This is a genomic window from Streptomyces sp. NPDC051976, assembly GCF_040680795.1.
GTDB lineage: Bacteria > Actinomycetota > Actinomycetes > Streptomycetales > Streptomycetaceae > Actinacidiphila.
Window position 1 is genome coordinate 1 of sequence record NZ_JBFAXL010000103.1, and the last position, 18,504, is coordinate 18,504.

At 66.4% G+C, this 18,504-nt stretch carries 19 protein-coding genes and 1 pseudogene; 12 read left to right on the top strand and 8 right to left on the bottom strand.

The window, feature by feature from the left end; genetic code table 11:
* Window positions 1–773: 773 nt before the first annotated feature.
* The 6 genes from AB0M29_RS43345 to AB0M29_RS43370 form a co-directional block, all read right to left on the bottom strand.
* Window positions 774–1,259 carry a hypothetical protein gene (locus AB0M29_RS43345; RefSeq protein ID WP_365392891.1) on the bottom strand — a complete coding sequence of 162 codons (486 nt, stop codon included), beginning with the start codon at window positions 1,257–1,259 and terminating at the stop codon, window positions 774–776.
* Window positions 1,260–1,298: 39 nt separating this feature from the next.
* A complete protein-coding gene (locus AB0M29_RS43350; protein WP_365392894.1) occupies window positions 1,299–1,664 on the bottom strand; it encodes a hypothetical protein in 366 nt (121 codons plus the stop codon).
* A 170-nt stretch (window positions 1,665–1,834) separates the two neighbouring features.
* Complete coding sequence (locus AB0M29_RS43355) at window positions 1,835–2,596, bottom strand: 3-hydroxyacyl-CoA dehydrogenase (protein ID WP_365392897.1); 762 nt, start codon at window positions 2,594–2,596, stop codon at window positions 1,835–1,837.
* Between the two features lie 177 nt (window positions 2,597–2,773).
* Complete coding sequence (gene murC / locus AB0M29_RS43360; RefSeq protein ID WP_365392899.1) at window positions 2,774–4,177, bottom strand: UDP-N-acetylmuramate--L-alanine ligase; 1,404 nt, start codon at window positions 4,175–4,177, stop codon at window positions 2,774–2,776.
* 35 nt (window positions 4,178–4,212) lie between these two features.
* Entirely contained in the window at window positions 4,213–5,313 is a 1,101-nt protein-coding gene (locus AB0M29_RS43365) for a cytochrome P450 (RefSeq protein WP_365392901.1), read from the bottom strand.
* Between the two features lie 169 nt (window positions 5,314–5,482).
* The gene (locus tag AB0M29_RS43370) at window positions 5,483–5,671 is read right to left on the bottom strand and encodes a ferredoxin (protein ID WP_365392904.1); all 189 of its coding nucleotides are present in this window, start codon (window positions 5,669–5,671) and stop codon (window positions 5,483–5,485) included.
* A 145-nt stretch (window positions 5,672–5,816) separates the two neighbouring features.
* Between AB0M29_RS43370 and AB0M29_RS43375 the strand changes: the two genes are divergently transcribed.
* The 7 genes from AB0M29_RS43375 (at window position 5,817) to AB0M29_RS43405 (ending at window position 13,808) form a co-directional block, all read left to right on the top strand.
* Entirely contained in the window at window positions 5,817–6,278 is a 462-nt protein-coding gene (locus tag AB0M29_RS43375; RefSeq protein ID WP_365392907.1) for a MarR family transcriptional regulator, read from the top strand.
* 214 nt (window positions 6,279–6,492) lie between these two features.
* A complete protein-coding gene (locus tag AB0M29_RS43380; RefSeq protein ID WP_365392910.1) occupies window positions 6,493–7,698 on the top strand; it encodes a cytochrome P450 in 1,206 nt (401 codons plus the stop codon).
* Window positions 7,699–8,532: 834 nt separating this feature from the next.
* Window positions 8,533–9,612 (top strand): polyprenyl synthetase family protein, encoded by a 1,080-nt coding sequence (locus tag AB0M29_RS43385; protein WP_365392912.1) that lies wholly within the window; start codon window positions 8,533–8,535, stop codon window positions 9,610–9,612.
* A 97-nt stretch (window positions 9,613–9,709) separates the two neighbouring features.
* A complete protein-coding gene (locus tag AB0M29_RS43390) occupies window positions 9,710–9,841 on the top strand; it encodes a hypothetical protein (RefSeq protein ID WP_365392915.1) in 132 nt (43 codons plus the stop codon).
* 704 nt (window positions 9,842–10,545) lie between these two features.
* Complete coding sequence (locus tag AB0M29_RS43395) at window positions 10,546–11,430, top strand: prenyltransferase/squalene oxidase repeat-containing protein (protein WP_365392918.1); 885 nt, start codon at window positions 10,546–10,548, stop codon at window positions 11,428–11,430.
* A gap of 45 nt (window positions 11,431–11,475) precedes the next feature.
* Window positions 11,476–12,381, top strand: a complete 906-nt coding sequence (locus tag AB0M29_RS43400) for a terpene synthase family protein (protein ID WP_365392921.1) — start codon at window positions 11,476–11,478, stop codon at window positions 12,379–12,381.
* Window positions 12,382–12,446: 65 nt separating this feature from the next.
* The gene (locus AB0M29_RS43405) at window positions 12,447–13,808 is read left to right on the top strand and encodes a cytochrome P450 (RefSeq protein WP_365392923.1); all 1,362 of its coding nucleotides are present in this window, start codon (window positions 12,447–12,449) and stop codon (window positions 13,806–13,808) included.
* Between the two features lie 180 nt (window positions 13,809–13,988).
* Here AB0M29_RS43405 and AB0M29_RS43410 read toward each other — a convergent pair.
* Window positions 13,989–14,724, bottom strand: a pseudogene (locus AB0M29_RS43410) (transposase); the annotation flags it as partial.
* Between the two features lie 328 nt (window positions 14,725–15,052).
* Between AB0M29_RS43410 and AB0M29_RS43415 the strand changes: the two are divergent.
* The 5 genes from AB0M29_RS43415 to AB0M29_RS43435 all read left to right on the top strand — a co-directional run bounded on the left by AB0M29_RS43415 (window position 15,053) and on the right by AB0M29_RS43435 (window position 17,965).
* On the top strand, window positions 15,053–15,445 hold the full coding sequence (locus AB0M29_RS43415) for a helix-turn-helix domain-containing protein (protein WP_365392926.1): 393 nt from the start codon (window positions 15,053–15,055) through the stop codon (window positions 15,443–15,445).
* A gap of 104 nt (window positions 15,446–15,549) precedes the next feature.
* Entirely contained in the window at window positions 15,550–16,194 is a 645-nt protein-coding gene (locus AB0M29_RS43420) for a helix-turn-helix domain-containing protein (protein WP_365392929.1), read from the top strand.
* A 49-nt stretch (window positions 16,195–16,243) separates the two neighbouring features.
* Window positions 16,244–16,876 (top strand): Mu transposase C-terminal domain-containing protein, encoded by a 633-nt coding sequence (locus tag AB0M29_RS43425; protein ID WP_365392939.1) that lies wholly within the window; start codon window positions 16,244–16,246, stop codon window positions 16,874–16,876.
* Window positions 16,873–17,151, top strand: a complete 279-nt coding sequence (locus tag AB0M29_RS43430; RefSeq protein ID WP_365392932.1) for a hypothetical protein — start codon at window positions 16,873–16,875, stop codon at window positions 17,149–17,151. The genes AB0M29_RS43425 and AB0M29_RS43430 overlap by 4 nt, the downstream gene beginning before the upstream one ends.
* A 67-nt stretch (window positions 17,152–17,218) precedes the next feature.
* Entirely contained in the window at window positions 17,219–17,965 is a 747-nt protein-coding gene (locus tag AB0M29_RS43435) for an AAA family ATPase (RefSeq protein ID WP_365392934.1), read from the top strand.
* 41 nt (window positions 17,966–18,006) lie between these two features.
* Here AB0M29_RS43435 and AB0M29_RS43440 read toward each other — a convergent pair.
* On the bottom strand, window positions 18,007–18,504 hold a 498-nt coding region (locus tag AB0M29_RS43440; protein WP_365392937.1), incomplete at its 5' end, for an ankyrin repeat domain-containing protein.

Here is an 18,504-nt window from a genome sequence, read left to right on the forward strand (position 1 = left end):
CACCGCTGGCTGCCCGCAATCGACCACCCCCACACCGCGACCACCTGAAAGCTGCTGGTCATCGAGCTACAGACCGGTTCACCACCACGCTCTGAACCCGCTCGGCTGGGGGAATGGCCGACAGCCGCGGCCGATCGGCGCCGCCGCCCCGAGGAGCGAGCTGGTCGAGGGCGGTCAGTCATGGCCCTCTCCCCTCCCCTGCGCTGGGTTGCGGCGTTGGTAGCCGGACCCGGCCCCGAGCAGCGCGGTCTGGCGCGTGCCGGGCGGCCTGTGGGATCGGGGACGACGGCCGGCGCCTGGCGGTGGATGTGCACCTCGCGCGCCCGCCCTCAGCGCGACGGGCGTCCTGGCGGCGCAGGCGCCGGTGCCGCCAGAGTTCACGCCACCAGGCCAGCCGGTGCTGTGACTCCTGGGGGAAGACCGCGTGAGCAATCGCGGCAACCACCGCTCCGAGGGCGAGACAGACCGACACTACCCAGATCAGCGGCCGTGAGGCGCCAAGGGCAGTCGACAGCGGTCCGCTCATTCCCGCGGCGATGGACAAGATCGTCGGCCGACTTGCGGTACGCATACGGCAATTCCCCTCCGGGCGGGCGCACCACCCCGGGTACGCGAAATCGCGAGCGTCCGGGCGTCATTGCGCCCGGGCATGCACCCAGGAAAGAGGAGAGGGTTCGACCGTATGTATCGGTGGATGTCACATGCGGAGGCCGTACCGGTCGAAGGCGCGGTGCCATGCCTGGTGCATCGACTGCTCCAGCAGCAGGGCACTGCTACGCCAAGCCCAGGTGGTGAGGGCTTGCACGAGGTCGGCGGAAGCGCCGTTGCGGAGTTCGTCGGCCACCGACGGTCCGGGCCACCTCCAGGCTGCCCGCCGTGCGGAACGACGAGCCGAGGCGCTTGTCGTACTGCGAGACCAGTCGCCGGAATGCCCGGGTGCTGCCGCGCGCTTCCCGCAGTTGGCGCAGTTGGTGTTCGTCGAGGCCGTCGTCGGCGAGGGCGTCGACGATCTTGTCCATGCGTCGCAGCGTCGCGGCACGAGCGTCGGTCCTGACCTGCGTCTGTTCCTCGGCGGTGAGGTAGCCGAAGTGAAGTGCGAGGTCCACGGGGAAGTCGAGGGCGATGCGCAGTGCGGGCTCGTGCGCGAACTCGTACTGGTGGTTCCAGTCGGTGAGAGCGGCTTCGATGAAGCGGGTGACCTGGTCGGGGCGCAGGCCTTCGGCTGCGGCCGCTGCGGTCAGCGGCTCAATGCCGGGCACGGGCGCCCAGGCGGACGTGCCCGGCTGGTGCAGCAGCGGTCACAGGGCCTGCCGGTTGCGGTAGGGGAAGACCAGTGCCCTGCCCCCGGCAGCCCATTCCGCGAAAGGTGAGGGCAGCTGCCCTGCGGCTGTCAAGGCCGGCGCGTGGGCGTGCCAGTCGGGCGGCACGTGCAGCACCCACCCTGGCAGCTCCATCACATACTCGCCAGCGGCGCCGGGTTCCCGGGTGACCAGCCAGTCCTCGAAGTCCTGCAGACTCACCTTGCGCTTGACTCGCCATACGGCCGTCCCGCCACGGCCCGACCAGTCGTAGACCCTCTTCTCCCGCAACAGCGGGGGCCGCTCGCGGGCCTGGAGCGCGTCCTGGCACCGCTCGTGCCATTCCTCGCGCTGCTCGTAGAGCATCCGCTCCCCCGCCTCAGCGGCCGGCTTCTGTGCACAGGCCGGCCCTACCACCGCTTGGTGTCCCGTGTGCTCTGATCGGCCCTCCGGGTGGCGGCGGCGCGCTGGGCCTGTGGCGGGCGTTGGCTGAGGCGTCCCTGCTCGGAAGCCTGCGTCGGTCGGCCTGGGTGGGGTCAGCGATGAGACATGCGCAGGGCGCCATCGATACGAATGGTCTCGCCGTTGAGCATCGGGTTGGTGACGACCTGTCCGACCAGAGAGGCGTATTCTCTTGGGCGGCCAAGACGGGAAGGGTGTGGGATTTGGGCTCCCAGCTCCTTCTTGGCCTCCTCCGGCAGGGGGGCCAGCATGGGCGTCTCGAATGGGCCCGGGGCGATGGTCATAACGCGGATGGCGAGGCTGGCCAGGTCGCGGGCGATGGGGAGCGTCATCCCGACGACGCCGCCTTTGGAGGCGGAGTACGCGGCATGACCGACCTGCCCGTCGAAAGCCGCAGCAGAGGCAGTGTTAACGATGACTCCGCGCTCCTCGTCCTCGACGGCGTTGTTGCTCATCCGAAAGGCCGCTAGTCGTATCACGTTGAACGTGCCGACCAGGTTGATATTGAGGACGCGGGTGAATTCCTCCAGAGGGAAGGCTCCATTCTTGCCCACAGTTTTGATCGAGTTGCCGGTGCCTGCACAGTTGACGGCAATAGCGAGGCGCCCCAGTTCCTGAGCCTGGTCGAGGGCTTTCTCGACGTCGTCGGGCTTGGTGACGTCGCCTTCGGCGAAGCTGGCTCGGTCACCGAGGCGGGCGGTGATCTCCTTGCCCGGTGAGCCGGGCAGATCGAAAAGGATGACGGCCGCGCCGTGTGCGTGCAGTAGTTCGGCCGTGGCGAGGCCGAGGCCGGAAGCACCCCCGGTGATCAGGGCGACGTTTCCTTCGATCTTCATGTGCGGGGCGCTCCTTGACAGGGGGCGAAGTCGTCGTCGCCCTCGTAGAGGTCGATGGCACGGATCGTCGCTCCAGTACGGCACCAGTCTCACCGTGGCGGGGCAATGCTGGTGAGGCAGACAAGACGCATGGGCTGGTAAGGGAGTGAGGTCGATAGCCGGTGCGGGCCGCCGGCTCTATCGGGGGTCGCTGTCCAGCGCGGTGAGGATCCGCGGGCCGAGGTCGGAGATGTCGCCTGCACCCATGGTGAGAACGAGATCGCCCGGTTTGGCCATGGCCGCGATCCGCTCGGTGGCGGTGTCTTTGGACTCTCCGTACGTGACATCGGCGCCGGCCGCACGGGCGGCGTCGATGATGAGGGCGCTGGAGATTCCGGGGACCGGGTCCTCGCGGGCTGCGTAGATGTCCAGGACCATGGAGGCGTCCGCGAGAGCCAGTGCCTGGCCCATCTCCGAGCCCATTTCCTGGGTGCGGGAAAAGAGGTGCGGTTGGAACAGGACGATGATGCGGGAGTCCCCGACGGCCGAGCGCATCGCTTCCAGATCGGCGGCCATCTCGGTGGGATGGTGGGCGTAGGAGTCGATCACCTGGACCCCTGCGGCTTCACCCGTGAGCTGGAGACGGCGCTTGACGCCGGTGTATGAGCGCAAGGCCGCAGCCATATCGGAGGCGGGGACGCCCATGGCCAGACCCGCGGCGAGGGCGGCCACCGCGTTGTGCGCGTAATGACGGCCGGGTACCGAAATGGCGAAGGTAACGGCCTCGCCGTCGAGTAGGACGGTGATCTCGCTGGTCAGTCCTTGCGGTGTGACCTTGTGAATGGGCACGTCGGCCGACTGGGCTTCGCCGTAGGTGATGACCTTCAGCGATGAGAGTGCGCGCACACGTCGGGTGAGTTCGATAGCGCCCGACTGGTCGGCATTGATGACCAGGGTACCGCCGGGGACGATCTTCTTGGCAAAGGCTTCAAAGGAGTGGTACACCTCCTCCATCGACGCGTAGTTGGCATGGTGATCCAGCTCGACGTTGAGGATGACCGCGACTTCGGGGGCGTACTTGTGGAAACTGCGGTCGGACTCGTCTGCCTCGGCGATGAAGTGCTCACCTTCGCCCTGGTGGGCATTGGAACCGGGGGCATCCAGGTCGCCGCCGATGGCGTACGACGGGTCGAGCCCCAGAGAGGACAAGGCCACCGCCAGCATCGAGGTGGTGGTCGTCTTGCCGTGGGTACCCGCCACCGCGACAGGGCGTAGCCCATGCATCAGGGAGGCGAGCGCGTCAGAGCGGTGCACCACCAGCAGGCCGCGCGCGCGGGCGGCGGCAAGCTCGGGATTATCGGCACGGATCGCTGAGGACACCACGACCGCGGTGGTGTCCTCAGCAAGATGCGCGACGTCGTGCCCGATGTGCACGACGACGCCCTGAGCCCGTAGCGCCTCGGCCGTGGCAGAGTCCCGCGAGTCGCTGCCGGTGACCTTCGCTCCGCGCTGGGCGAGGATCTTGGCGATGCCGGACATTCCGGCGCCACCAATGCCGATGAAGTGCGGTCGGTCCAGGGCAGTGGGAACGCCGGGGCTCATGTCGGGTCCTCCTGTAGGGCTCAGCGGTGCGGGTGTCACCAGGTCACGGGCAAGTTGTGAACACCGTAGACCGCCATGTCGTTGCGGAAGCGGAGCTCGTCCAGGGGCACGTCCAATTTCAAGGCGGGAAAGCGCCGCAGCAGGGCGGGAAAGGCGAGCTCGAGTTCAAGGCGGGCAAGGCTCGCACCCAGGCACTGGTGGGGTCCGGAGCCAAAGGCGAGGTGCGCGCGGGCGTCCCGGGTGACGTCGAGGGCGTCAGGGTCCTCGAAAACCCGCGGATCGCGGTTGGCGGTCTCGATGGGCAGGATGATGCCGTCACCGGCCGGAATGAGGGTGCCGGCTATCTCGATGTCCTCGACAGCCACACGGCGACGCCCCTTGTGGACGACGCTGACGTAACGAAGGAGTTCCTCGGTGGCCTTGGTGGCAGTCTCGTCGTCGGCGTCGCGGACCAAGGCGAACTGCTCGGGGTTGGTCAGCAAGGCACACACGCCCATGGCCAGAGTGGCGGCGACGGTCTCATGACCGGCAACCAACATCAGACGGGCCTGCTGTACGACGTCGTCCTGGGGGACTTTGCCGTTGAGCAGGAGGTTGGTCGCCATTCGGCTGAGCATGTCGTCGCCAGGCTCGGCGACCTTCTGCTCCAGGAGTTGGCCGATAAAGCTGGCCAGGTCCTGAGCGGCCTGGACGGTCTGCTCGGGGGTGCTCCGATTGCTGACGAAGGCGGTCGTGCGGTCCTGGAAGAATTCGTGGTCGTCATAGGGGACGCCGAGGAGCTCGCTGATCGCCAGCGAGGGCAGCGGCAGCGCGAACTCGGTCACCAGATCGACCGGACCGCCCTTGGCCTCCATAGCGTCCAGCAGGTTCTGGATGTGCTGCGTGATACGGGGCTTCAGCGCCTGCATGCGCCGACTGGTGAACTCACCAGTGAAGTTCCGCCGGTGAGCACGATGTTCGGGACCGTCCAGGTTCATGTAGGTCCGGTTGATAGGTGCTACGTCTTTGAGGCCCTGGCTTACGTGCGGATAGCGGGGCCAGATGTTGTCGGCGCTCACCCGCGGGTCGCGAAGCAGGGCGACTTGTTCTGCGTGCCGGGCGACCAGCCAGGCACGGGAGTTGTCCCACAGCGTCACAGGCCGTACGGCCCCTTCCTCACGCAGCCGCGTTGGCACCGGCGAGGGATCGAATGGGCAGCCAGGGGCACGGTCGCCCGGATACAGCGGCGCGTCGCCGGCATGGGCAGCCGGGGGGACAGAGCGGGACATCAAGGCCTCCTCACGGTCGCGATCGGACTCTCGTGGGTCACTCAGCGGACAGGGTGTCGGTCGGGCACAGCCGGACTGCTTCCCAGGCAACGTCGTGCAGCGCGGTCGGCGGGGACGGGTCGAGGAGGACGACCAGCCCGTCCTCCCCCTGGTCGAAGACTTCCGGGGCGGTGAGGGCGCACAGCCCCGCCCCGCAGCACTGGTCAGATCGGACCGTGATCCGCATATGCCACTCCACTGCATTTACTTAACTAAAGCAATATCCGTGAACGTAGCATCCGGTTACGACGCTTCACAACCCCTGAACCCTCAGCTCAGCCCAGGTGCAGGCCTCCCGGCGAATGCGCTCCGGCCTGCGGCATCATCAGGGCATGAGCTCCCGCGCCCAGCACCGGCAAACCATCCGTGACCTGTCCGATCAATTCACCGCCCTCGCCTACGTCCTAGCCGGCAATCGCACCCACCAACGCCTGGCGGCCCAGGCCGGCCTCACCGTTGACCGCGCCGCCCTTGCCGCCCTGCGCGCCCTCAACACCGCACCCCACCCCCTGAGACCCAGCGAACTCGCCGAGATCCTGCGTGTGACCGCCCCCCACGTCACCCGCCAGGTGGCGCTGCTCGCTGACGCCGGCCTGGTCGAGACGGCCAGGCAGGCCGACGACCAACGAGCCCGCCGTGTCTCCATCACCGACGAAGGCCGCGCAGCCGTCCAACGCAGCAAGGAGACCGCCCGCGCCTGGCTCGCGATCGCACTCGACGACTTCACCGATGCTGAACTTGCCTCAGCCGCACAGGTCATCGCCCGCGTCATCGATGCCTACCAAGAGGGTTGACCGAGGCGCCGCCGTCGCTCGCAGTAGGCCGCCCTGCATGGGCCTCAGGGTGAGACAAGTGCAGGGACGCCTACACACGCGGCAAGACATTGGTAGGTGTGCCGCCGGGCTGACGCAGTCGAGTGCCGCGGGGAGCGCGAGCCCCTCTGTTCAGTCAGCAGTGATCGCGTTAGGCTCACAGTTACTTTAGTAAGGTAAGTACGTGGAGGTTCTCATGGCCGAGTCCGCCATACCCCTGGCACATCCGGAAACCGCCAGGGAGTGCCCCTTCTCTCCTCCGCCTCAGTACACCGCCCGGCGTGAAGAACAACCGCTGTCGCGCGTTGACTTGTGGAACGGCACCCGGCCTTGGCTGGCCACCCGCTTCGAGGACGTCCGCCGTGTCCTCCAGGATGCTCGGTTCAGCGCTGACACGAGCCGCCCTGGCTACCCCCTCCGCTCGGCAGGGACAAAAGCCTTGACCGGCGGGCTGCGCAGCTTCGGGCAGATGGACGACCCTGAGCACAGCCGACTGCGCCGCATGGTGAACACGGAATTCACTGCCCGTCGCGCCGAGACCCTACGCCCGCAGATCCAGGACGTAGTGGACGGCCTTGTAGACCACATGGAGGGTACCGCACCGCCTGTCGACCTGGTCACCGAGTTCGCGCTGCCGACCGCGTCGTTGGTCATCAGTCGCCTCCTCGGAGTGCCCTACGAAGACCACGCCTTTTTCCAGAAGCAGAGCATCACCCGGTTGAACCGATCTGTCACCGAGGCCGAGGTCGTCCGTGCGGAGGAGGAACTGAGCCGGTTTCTCAACAACCTGGCGGACAAGAAGGCCGACGATCCACAGGACGACCTGATGAGCCGTCTTGTCAACGAACGAGAGGCCACAGGCCAGCTCACGCGCGCCGAGACGCTGAGCGTGGTCCGCACACTGCTCACCGCCGGGCACGAATCCACAGCCAACATGATCTCTCTCAGTACGCTCGCGCTACTGCAGCATCCGGAGCAACTGGCCGCAGTGCGTGAGGATCCGACCGTGATCAAGAGCGCAGTCGAGGAACTGCTGCGGTACCTGAGCGTTGCCCAGAACGGCCTGAGCCGTGTGGCCACTGAGGACGTCAACGTGGCTGGCCAGCTCGTCCGGGCCGGCGAAGGAGTCATCTGCATGGTCAACACGGCCAACCGCGACCCAAGGCAATTCGACGCCCCGGACGACCTTGACGTGCGCCGCGACGCCCGTCGCCACGTCGCCTTCGGATTTGGTATCCACCAGTGCGTGGCACACTCCCTGGCGCGGGTCGAACTCCAAGTGGCTTTGGGGACGCTACTGCGGCGCCTGCCCAGGCTGCGGTTGGCCGTCGCCGCCGAAGACCTTTCCTACTCCTACGAAATGGTGGTGTTCGGGGTGCGTCAGCTCCCCGTGGAGTGGTGACGCGGAACAGACTCCGCAGGAGCTAGTTCGTTGGCCAGACAGGTCCACACTGCGAGTACGTCCGGCAATCCAAGTACCGAATCGAAGCCATCGAATTGAACTCGATGGCCAGGATCTTCACCTGAAAGCGCTTCGCGTATTGCGCTCACAATTTACGGCGCACCATGTAATCCGGCTTGCGCTCGTCGGGGAATCCATCGTCGAGATTGGTCTCCTCGGCGAGCCTGACGGCGTGCTCGGGAGGTGATCGGCGGCTAGGCTACACAGCCATTGCGTTGCACGAGTTCCTTGGTCGCACGAGTGGGAAGTAGCCACGGAGCGCTGCGACGACGAGTGCCAGCGGAAGCCTTACTCCGGTCGCACTAAAGGACTGCACTACTACGGTTCGACCTAGGGCTCCGGACCAGTGAGGCCACCGAACGGGCCTGTCGCACGTTCAGCCGGCCACGGTGAGTGCCGATCCTCACTGATCAGGCATTTTTTGAAAGGATCCTCATCGGATCCGTAAGGCGATATCAAGCCGAAACCCAGTATCGCAGCACACCGAGAACGAGTACATGTCAACCGGGAGGGATTCCTGACCGAAAATTGATGTGACATGAATCATATGGCAATGGCGCCGATCTTGTCGGTACGGTCGTCTTCGGAAAATTCTTCCTGCTGCCGCGTGCGTGAGGGTCATCTGGCGTAATTGAGCGGGCGCGGGGTGAGGTCGACAGACGGCTCCTGATGCTCCCATCGCACATCTTTAATCGGGCCCAGAAGGAGCGAAAATTATGGACGGGACTCTTGGGGGTCTCGTTATTGGGAAGGAATACGGCAATCAAGAGCACTTTGGCCAATGCAGCCGCACCTGCAGTGGACCTACCCGCCACCCGCCGTGCTGTCGAGACCTGCATCGAGGACTTCCTCGAGGGCAAACAGCACGCTGCGGCCCAGCACCGCATGCCCGCCGAGGTCGTGCAGATTCTACGCAACTTCGTGTCTGCTGGCGGGAAGCGGCTGCGCCCCCTGCTGTGCATCTGCGGCTGGTACGCAGGTGGCGGCGTGGGTGACATGACGGCTGTGGTGCAGACGGCCGCGTCGTTGGAGATGTTCCACGCCTTCGCCCTTATCCATGACGACCTCATGGACCACTCCGACACTCGCCGCGGCAACCCCACCGTCCACCGTTCCCTGGCCGCGCACCACAGCGCGCTCCGCGGCCAGGAGGTCGCTTCGCGTCTGGGCGCCAGCGGCGCGATCCTGGTCGGGGACTTGGCCCTGGCGTGGTCCGACGAACTCCTGCAGACCGCAGGCCTGGCCCCCGACCGCCTGGCGGCGGTTCTGCCGGTGATCCACTCCATGCGGACCGAGGTGATGTACGGGCAATATCTTGACCTTTGCGCTGCCGGTGACCCGACCGCGGATCTCGACGCCGCGCTGACCGTCGCCCGCTACAAGACTGCCAAGTACACCTGCGAGCGGCCCCTGCACGTGGGTGCCTCTCTCGCAGGCGCTGACCCCGCTGTCCTGAAAGCGTGCACCGAGTACGCCATCCCGCTCGGTGAGGCGTTCCAACTGCGCGACGACCTCCTCGGCGTCTATGGCGCCCCCGAACAGACCGGCAAACCTGTCCTTGACGACCTCCGGGACAGCAAACACACCGTGCTCCTCGCCATCGCCCTCGAGCGCGCCGATGCAGCCCAGCACAAGGTCCTGCGTACCCTGCTCGGCGATCCGAGCTTGGACAATCACGACGCAATCCGGATCAGGGACATCCTTACTGCTACCGGCGCCCGCGCTGAAGTCGAGCGAATGATCCACACCCTCCATGCGCAGGCCCACCATGCCCTGGAGCATGCGCCCTTCCCACCGTTCATCGCCCAAACCCTTCGCCGGATCGCCGACGCAGCGACGGCCAGGACCGCATGAACACAACCGCCCTGCCACTGCACCGGGACCTGCGCGCCGCTCGCTGTGACCGCACTGCGCGGGCGGTCGACCTGACCTTTGCGCCCCGATCGCAGACGTGCTGATCGACGGCGCCATCAAGTGGCTTGCCCCGCTCATCTCTGGCGATGTGGGGGCCGCGAAGACCGCAATGGACCTGCGCATGAACGGCGCCGATCACACCGCCGCCCGTATGAAAGGTGCCCTGTGACACTGCCCGACACGCATGATGCCCCTTCACCTCGCTTATCACCGCAGGGGCTTGTTGATGAGGCCAGGCAACTACTCGCAGAGTCCACCGAGGACGCCTGGGGCGAGGTGTCTGTGTCCGAGTACGAAACTGCACAGCTAGTGATCCACGCTCCCTGGCTCAACGGCCACACCACGCGGGTGACCTTCCTGCTGGATCGGCAGCACGAAGACGGCTCTTGGGGCCCGCCTGACGGGTATGGTCTGGTACCCACGCTCAGCGCCGTAAAGGCGTTGGTCGCCTGCCTGACGTCCCCTACACAGGACCATGGTGTGCATGACGGCCGGCTTCTGCGCGCAGCCGACCTGGGCCTGACCGCACTGCACCGTCTCCTAACGAGTGGCCAGAACTTCCCGGACACCATTGCCGTCGAACTCGTGGTACCTGCTCTCCTTGAGGGTCTCGAGCAGCTCCTGGATCCGACTCACCCACACTCTCAACCGACGCTTGCGCAACACCACGGCAGCTTCGACTGTCCTAGCAGCCTCAGTTCCCGGATGCTGCGGACGTTACGATCCCATGCGTCAACCAGCACACCAATCCCGAGCAAGATATGGCACGCCTGGGAAACCCTAAGTCTGCCAGCCGAGGCCGCTTCCTATCTTTGGCCTACCCACGGCGCCATCGGTGGCTCCCCTGCCGCGACAGCGACTTGGTTTACAAGCGTGGCCCCGTCGCAGCACAGCGACAGCGCACAGCGCTACCTGGAGGCCCTTCAGCACCGCTACGGCGGCCCGGTGCCTTCCATCACCCCCATCACTTACTTTGAACGGGCGTGGCTGCTGAACACCTTCGCCGGCGCAGGGATGGCGTCCGGTACTCCTACAGCCCTCCTGGACAGTCTGGAAGCAGCACTCACCCCCCAGGGCGCTCCGGCGGGTGCGGGACTGCCGCCGGATGCGGACGACACCGCGGCCATCCTGCTGGCGCTTGCCACCTACGGCCGCGGACAGCGTCCCGAGGCTCTCATGGACTACCGTACGGACGATTACTTTCAGTGCTTCATTGGCGAACGCACCCCTTCGGTCAGCACCAACGCTCACGTCCTTGAGACGCTCAGTCACCACGTCGCCCAACACCTCCAGGACAAGGCCCGCTACGGCCAGGCCATGGACGCCGTATCAGTGTGGCTCCTGGCAGCCCAGAACCCGGATGGCAGCTGGCTCGACAAGTGGCACGCCTCCCCTTACTACGCCACTCTCTGCTGCACCCAGGCACTGACAGCCCATGCCTCCGCTGCGGCCATCCCCGCACAGCGACACGCCGTGCAATGGGTACTGGAAACACAACACCCCGACGGCGGCTGGGGACTGTGGCACTCCACCGCCGAGGAGACCGCCTACGCCGTACAGATCCTCGCCCCGCAGTCCGGCGGCGGGAACAGTCGCGTGCGCCAGGCCCTCGTCCGGGGCCGCGCATGTCTCGCCGGCGCCCTGCCGCTCACCCCTCTATGGCACGACAAGGATCTGTACACACCCAAACGTGTCGTCCGCGCCGCCCGGACCGCCGCCCTACACGCCACCCGTGACGTTCCCCTGTCGCCCATGTGAAGACGAGGCTCCACCATGGCATCGCCCCACCCAGGGCCAACCTCAATGGAGTTCCTGCCCACTCCAGCCCAGTGCGCGCCGCCCAGCCTGCTTACCCTGCAGTTGCTGGCCGACCTGCAGGCTTGGACCGCAAAGCACCCATCGTTGAAGGCCACGCCAACGGCCGCCATGGCGCTGTCCACAGCGATGATCAGCCCCTGGCGAACCCTCAACGAATTGCGTTGGTGCGCCCGTATCTGTGTATGGACGTACGCCCTTGACGACTACACTGAGCAAGAAGCCGTCACCGCGACGCAGCTAGACGAAATGCTCACCCGTTGCAGCACTGTCGTGCACACGAGCACAGCTGACGTCAAGCACCCGCTGCTCAAAGCCTTGTCCGAGATCCAGGAACACCTTTCCCGCTTCCCGCTGTACCCGGCACTGGCGGATCTGTGGACCGACAGGTTCGACCGCTGCATGCAGGGATTGCGCTACGACTGGCACACCGGGCAGGCACGGGCCCAGGGAGCCAGCCAGGAGTTGTCCATAGCGGACTACTTGAAGCACAAGGACAGCGTCCTTGTATGGATCACCCACATGCCCCGGTGGATCAGCTCCGCAGACCCGTACCTGCCTGGCCACCTGGACACCCTCGTACCAGCCCTCGATGACTTCGCTACCGCCGTGCGCCTTGCCAACGACCTAGGCACCTTGAGCTGGGAGGCCAGCCTGAGTGGCCAGAACAACGTCCTCATGTACGGCGTCACACCTGGCTGGGTGCGTCGCGAGCGCGACGCCCGCGTGATCGCCGGCCGCACCCGGCTCTCACCCTTGATCGCCGAGAACAATCCTGCCGCCATCGAATCAGTGCGCCTCGCTGAATGGGCGGTGGCCTTCTATGACCTCGCCGACTTCCGCGACTCACAAACTGCGCATCCAACCCCAACGGAAGGCGCCACATCAGGGTGACCGCGCCGAGTATCGAGGGATAACCCAGCGGTTGCTACGACGTCATTACTACCCGAGAGGACACCGTGACCGCACAGAAGCATCAATCCTCAATTACAGGTAACTTTACCACTGGACGTGCCCCGGGAGCACTACCGCTGATCGGCCATGCAGGACATCTGATGCGCCGCCCAATAAAATTCCTTGAGTCGTTGTCCACGTATGGCGACCTGGTGGAGATCCGACTCGGGACACAGCAAGCGTATGTTCCGTGTCACCCGGAGCTCTTACGGCAGGTACTGACCGATGACCGCACTTTTGACAAGGGCGGAGCGATCATTGAAAGGATTCGAAACCTTCTGGGAAATGGCCTGGGGACCTGCCCGCACAGGGACCACCGCCGACAGCGTCGGCTCATGCAGCCCGCTTTCAGCAAAGCAAGGTTGGAGCAATATGCAGAAGTGATGAAGCGGGAGATCACCGCCCTTTGCGAGTCTTGGCAAGAAGCCCAGGAATTCGATGCTTTCGCTGTGCTGTATGGCCTCGGCCTTCGCGTGGTCGTACGCACCCTGCTCTCATCCGAGCTCGACGACCCGACGGTGGAGCAGATCCGCCACTCCTTCGAGAGGGCGCTGCAGGAGCTTCTCCCGCGGATGGTCATTCCGCAGCAGATGCAAGAACTACCTCTTCCCGTGAACCGCCGCTACCGCCAGGATCTCCAAGACCTCGATGATGTGGTGGATCGCATCATCGCCGACTGCCGAAGTGCTGGGCTCGAGCAGGGAGGCCTGCTAGCGACACTAACTGACGGCCACGAGGGAAGCGCTATTCCCATGGACGACTCAGAGATTCACGACCAGGTCATCACTATGCTGCTGGGCGGGTCTGAAAGTACCGGCACCACCCTATCCTGGGCTTTTTACCTGCTTTCCCAGCATCCCGAAATTGAAATGCGGCTCCACGAAGAAGTGGACGCCGTCCTGGGCGGTAGGCCCGCCGAATGGAACGACCTGCCAAATCTCCCATTCACCCACAGCGTGATTACCGAGACGCTGCGCCTCTATCCTCCAGGGTGGCTGCTGTCTCGCATCACCACGGAAGAGGTGGAACTGGCCGGAACTCGAATGCCTCCTGGCACTACGATCATATTCAGTCCGCATGTCATCCAGCGCCAAGATGACATCTACGGACGCCCAGAGGCCTTCGACCCCGACCGTTGGTCACCGGACCGAGCCGCGGACCTACCTCGCGCGACCTTTGTCTCATTCGGCGGCGGTGCACGAAAATGCATTGGTGACACCTTCGGGGAAATACAGAGCACCCTTGCTCTTTCCACTATCGCGGCGCGGTGGAAAATGGAATGTGCCCCCGATGCGGATGTCCGACCCGTGGCATTTGACTTTGCTTACCGCCCGCGTCGGCTCATCCTCCGGCCACACCTGCGTTGACACGCGTCCTATCTGTCTATCCTCGATCTTTCGTGACGGTCCGTCGGTTTCTTCGGCGGGCCGTTTCGGTTGTTCGGGTCGGTGGCGGGCAGGCTGATGTCCCGGCTGTCGCGTCGAGTGGGCGCCGGGTTCCACGGTTCCGGTCCGGGTGATGCTGTTCGCAGGACGGGAACGTGCTGATCAGCCGGGGTACAGGAGAGCTCCGAGCCGTGCCAGGGCGTCGGTGATCACGTCGGTCCAGGGCCAGTGACGTGCGAACCTCAGGTGCTGGCGGCGGGATGTGGTGGCGATCTGGGCGGCGTAGCCGGAGGCGGCGGGGCTCGCGCCTGCGGGTTTCGCCGGTCAGAGCGAACGTCGGCATCCAGGTCAGCAGGTCCAGGGCGAGCTGGACGATCTCCAGCCAGATCTGGTTCTGCGTGGTGTCGTGCGGGGGCAGGTTGCGCAGGCCGGTGGTCCGCGGCCCGGATGCGGTCCTCGGCCCGTGCCCGCTGGAACTGGGCTCCGGGTGGGGCCGTTCCTTCCGCACGATCAGCGGCATTCCCTTCGGCCAGCGTTTGAGGCAGTCGCCGGACAGCTCGGCGACCCAGGCGCCGTCGCGGATCTCGGCTCGGCGCTCGATCGCCGCCGTCCAGGCCGGGCGCGGGAACTTGAGTACGACCTGGTGGATCTGCTCGGTGATGGTCATGCCGACCGACTACGACAGCCACCGGCCGCGTTGGGCGAGCCAGGCGCCGAACTCGTGTGCGCCGCCTCCGGAGTCGGTACGGATCAGCGTCCGGCGTCCGCGCCGGTACTTCTTCGGTAGTTGGGCCAGGGCGAGTTGGGCCGTGGTGAAGTGGTCGGCGGCGGTGTTGCAGCCTGCGTTGCCCGGTCTGTGCAGGCCGGCCACCGGCTCACCGCTCCCGCCGCTTCCGTGGTGTTGGACACTCTCTGTATGAGTACGAAGGCGGGGGTTGGCGACACTCGCGGTGGGCATGAGTGTTGATCTTGGTGGGAAGCCTGTTCTTGCTTCGTGCGCGACGACATGGTGTGCACGAGGTGGAGGTGCGGAGTGCTCATCGTCGACGCCGATGTCGTACGCGTGGAACGCCAACTGCGGGCGGGTGAGTTGGCCTGTCCGTCCTGCGGGGGCGGTCCTCGCGCCGTGGGGGCACGGCCGGCCGAGGGAAGTACGCGGCGATCTCGGGGCCCGTTTCTTCGTACGCCCTCGCCGGTCCAGGTGTTCGGCCTGCCGGGTCACGCACGTGCTGCTGCCGGAGGCGGTCTGGCCGCGTCGGGCGGATGCGGCCGGGGTGATCGGGACCGGGCTGGAGATAGCGGCCCTGGGCATGGGGCACCGCCAGGTGGCCGCGTGTCTGGGCGTGGCCGAGGGCACGGTCCGCGGCTGGATCCGCCGCTTCACGAGCCGGGCCGAGGACGTTCGCCGGTACTTCACCGTCGCCCTGGTCGCGCTCGCCGACGACCCCGTGATGCCCGATCCGTCCGGGACTGCGCTGGCGGACGCCGTCTCGGCGGTCGCGGCCGCCCATCGGGCGGCCGCGGTGAAGTGGTCCCACATGAACACCGTGTCGCGGTGGGAGTTCGCTGGCCGCGCGATAGCGGGACGCATCCTGACCTGCTCTCTTCCTGCTAGTTGATCAACACGGGCCGCCCCTGGGCGGAGATCGGAGGCGCCGGAAGGCTTGATCGTGTCCGTCCACCAGGAGACGGAGAAGGTTCGAGATGCGAGGTGAGGCCGCGCATGGCATCGCGTGAGGACGAGGACCGCCGTCGGGCGGAGAAGGCCCGGGAGGTCGGCCTGTTCCGCTATGCCCCGATCCAGGACCTGCTCGACCCGGCGCTGACGGCCCGTGAACGCGGCCGTTTGGCACGGGAGTTGGCTACGAGGGAACATACGGATCCGTTCGGCCGGCAGGTGAAGGTGTCCCGGGGCACGATCGACCGGTGGACGCGGGACTACCGCGGCGGCGGGTTCGCCGCGCTGGTTCCCGAGCCGCGCAAGGCGGTTCCCCGGACGCCGCCGGAGGTGCTGGAGCTGGCGGCCGCGCTGAAGCGGGAGAACCCTGGCCGCACGGCCGCGCAGATCCAGCGGATCCTGCGGATCCTGCGGACCACGCAGGGCTGGTCGCCGACCGACCGCACGCTGCAGCGGCACTTCGTCAGCGTCGGGCTGACCGGCACCGGCGGGGGCGATCGAAGCGTGTTCGGCCGGTTCGAGGCGACCCGCGCCAACGAGTTGTGGACGGGCGACGCCCTGCACGGGCCGAAGATCGGAGGCCGGAAGACGTACGTTCGGGTTCGCCGAGGACACCGTCCGCCTCGCGGCCGCGCTGCGGCCGGCGCTGTCGGCCCGCGGGGTCCCGGAGTCGATCTTGTGGGACGTTGACAACGGGAGTGTCTTCGTCGACACATGGTTGCTGCGGGCCCGCGCGTCGTTGGCGATCCGGCTGACCCATTCCCGCCCGGGACGGCCGCAGGGCCGGGGCAAAATCGAACGATTTTTTAGGACCGTGAGGGATCAGTTCCTCGTCGAACTCGACGAGGAACGTGTCGGCCAGATCGAGCATCTCACCGAGCTGAACAGGCTGTTCACCGCCTGGGTGGAGACGGTCTATCACCGCGCGGTGCACTCCGAGACCGGGCAGCCGCCGATCGAACGCTGGCTGGGTTCGATTCCCAAGCCGCTGCCGCTGCCCTCCACGACGGATCTCCGCGAAGCGTTCCTGTGGTCGGAGTTCCGCACCGTGACGAAGACCCCGACGGTCAGCCTGCACGGCAACTCCTACGGAGTCGACCCGTCGCTGGCCGGGATGAGGATCGAGCTGGTCTTCGACCCGTTCGACCTGACCGACATCGAGGTGAGGGCCTCCGGCAAGCCCCTGGGCAAGGCGGTCCCGCACCACGTCGGCCGCCATGCCCACCCCAAGGCGAGCCCGGAGACACCGGCCGAGCCGGCGGCACCGACCGGGATCGACTACCTCAAGATCCTCAAACAGGCGCACACCGCGAACACCGCCAAGGGCATCAACTACTCGTCTTTGATGGACGATTCGCGGGGCCGGCAGTGAACCCGTCCCGGGCCGAGGAGTTGTACTTCGACCCCGAACCCGACCTGTTCATGCTCACGCCCCGCGAGCTGGCCGACCGGGCCCTGTCCCTGGCGGAGGTCTGCTGCCGCCGGGCCGAACACGACGCCGGCCCCCTCGACACTCCCGCCGTCCGCACCGCGTTTCGCGCGGTCCGTCTCGCCGTCCGGACCGGACAGCGGGCCGCGGCCGAAGAATCAGCGGAACTGACCGCCACTCGGGCGGAGTTCTGCCCCTGTCCCAGGAGGGTTCCATGATCGACCGCGTCCAGGGCTACAACGGGGATTCACCCGCGTCCCCTTCGGCTGGGACCTGGCCCCGTCCATGCTCCACCAGCACAACTCCCACCGGGAGGCCGCGGCCCGCATCGCGTGGTGCATCAACAACAAGGCGATCGGCGTGGTCACCGGCAAGGTCGGTGCGGGCAAGACCGTCGCCCTCAAGGGCGCCGTCGCCTCGCTCGACCCGGCCCGCTTCACCGTGATCTACCAGCCCAACCCGGAGGTCGGCATGCGCAGCCTCTACGACCGCATCGTCACCAGCCTGGGCGGCACCCCGAAATACCAGTCCGCCGCTCTCGCAGCGCAGGCGTCCGCCGCACTGGCCGCCGAGGTCGACGAGCGCGGCCGCACCCCCGCGGTCGTGATCGACGAGTCCCACCTCCTGGACCACCATGAGCTGGACGCGATCCGCATGCTCACGAACTACGAGATGGACTCCACGACGCCGTTCGCGGTGTTGCTGATCGGCCAGCGCACCCTTCGCAAGCGGATGAAGCACGGCGTCCTGGCAGCCCTGGACCAGCGGATCTCGATCAGCTACCAGATGCCCACCATGAACAAGGACGAGACCGCCGGCTACATCAAGCACCATCTGACGATCGCCGGCCGCTCGGACCCGCTGTTCTCCGACAACGCCGTCGACCTGATCCACCTCACCAGCCGCGGCCTGCCCCGCTCGGTCCACAACATCGCCCTGCAGTCCCTCATCGCCGCGTTCGCCGACGAGAAGAGTATCGTCGACGAGTCCTCCACCCGCCTCGCCATCACCGAGACACACGCGACGGAGTGACGACCAAGGCCTGGCAGGGTCGCACCAGGCGGCGGCCCTGCCTACCAGTTCACATGCCTCGCGACGTCGTAGTTCGCGATCCGCTCCGCCAGCTGTCGCGGACTGGCTCCATGCGCGTTCACCCGATCCGGGTCGGCGCCCGCTTCTCGCAGCACATCGAGCACGGCCGGATCACCCCGGTAGTTGAACACCGCCCGCCACAGCGGCGTGCTTCCCTGCACGTCCACGGCATCCACAACGGCATGGCCGGCCAGCAGCCCGATGGCAATGTCAGCCCTCTGAGCCTGCGCGGCGAAGTGCAGTGGAGTCCACCCAGCCGAGTCACCAGCACGTACGTCCGCCCCCGAGTCGATCGCAGCCCGAACACGAGCCAGATCACCCGACGCCGCGGCATAGTGCAACGCTGACCGGCCCAGCCGGTCCACCGCACCGCCCTCACGCTCACTCATGACCAACATGATCCCCCACCACGGGAACACCTCATGGCGCCCTTCCCGAGAGAGTTCTCCAGCAGCCACGTGATCACCGAGACGCCCGCG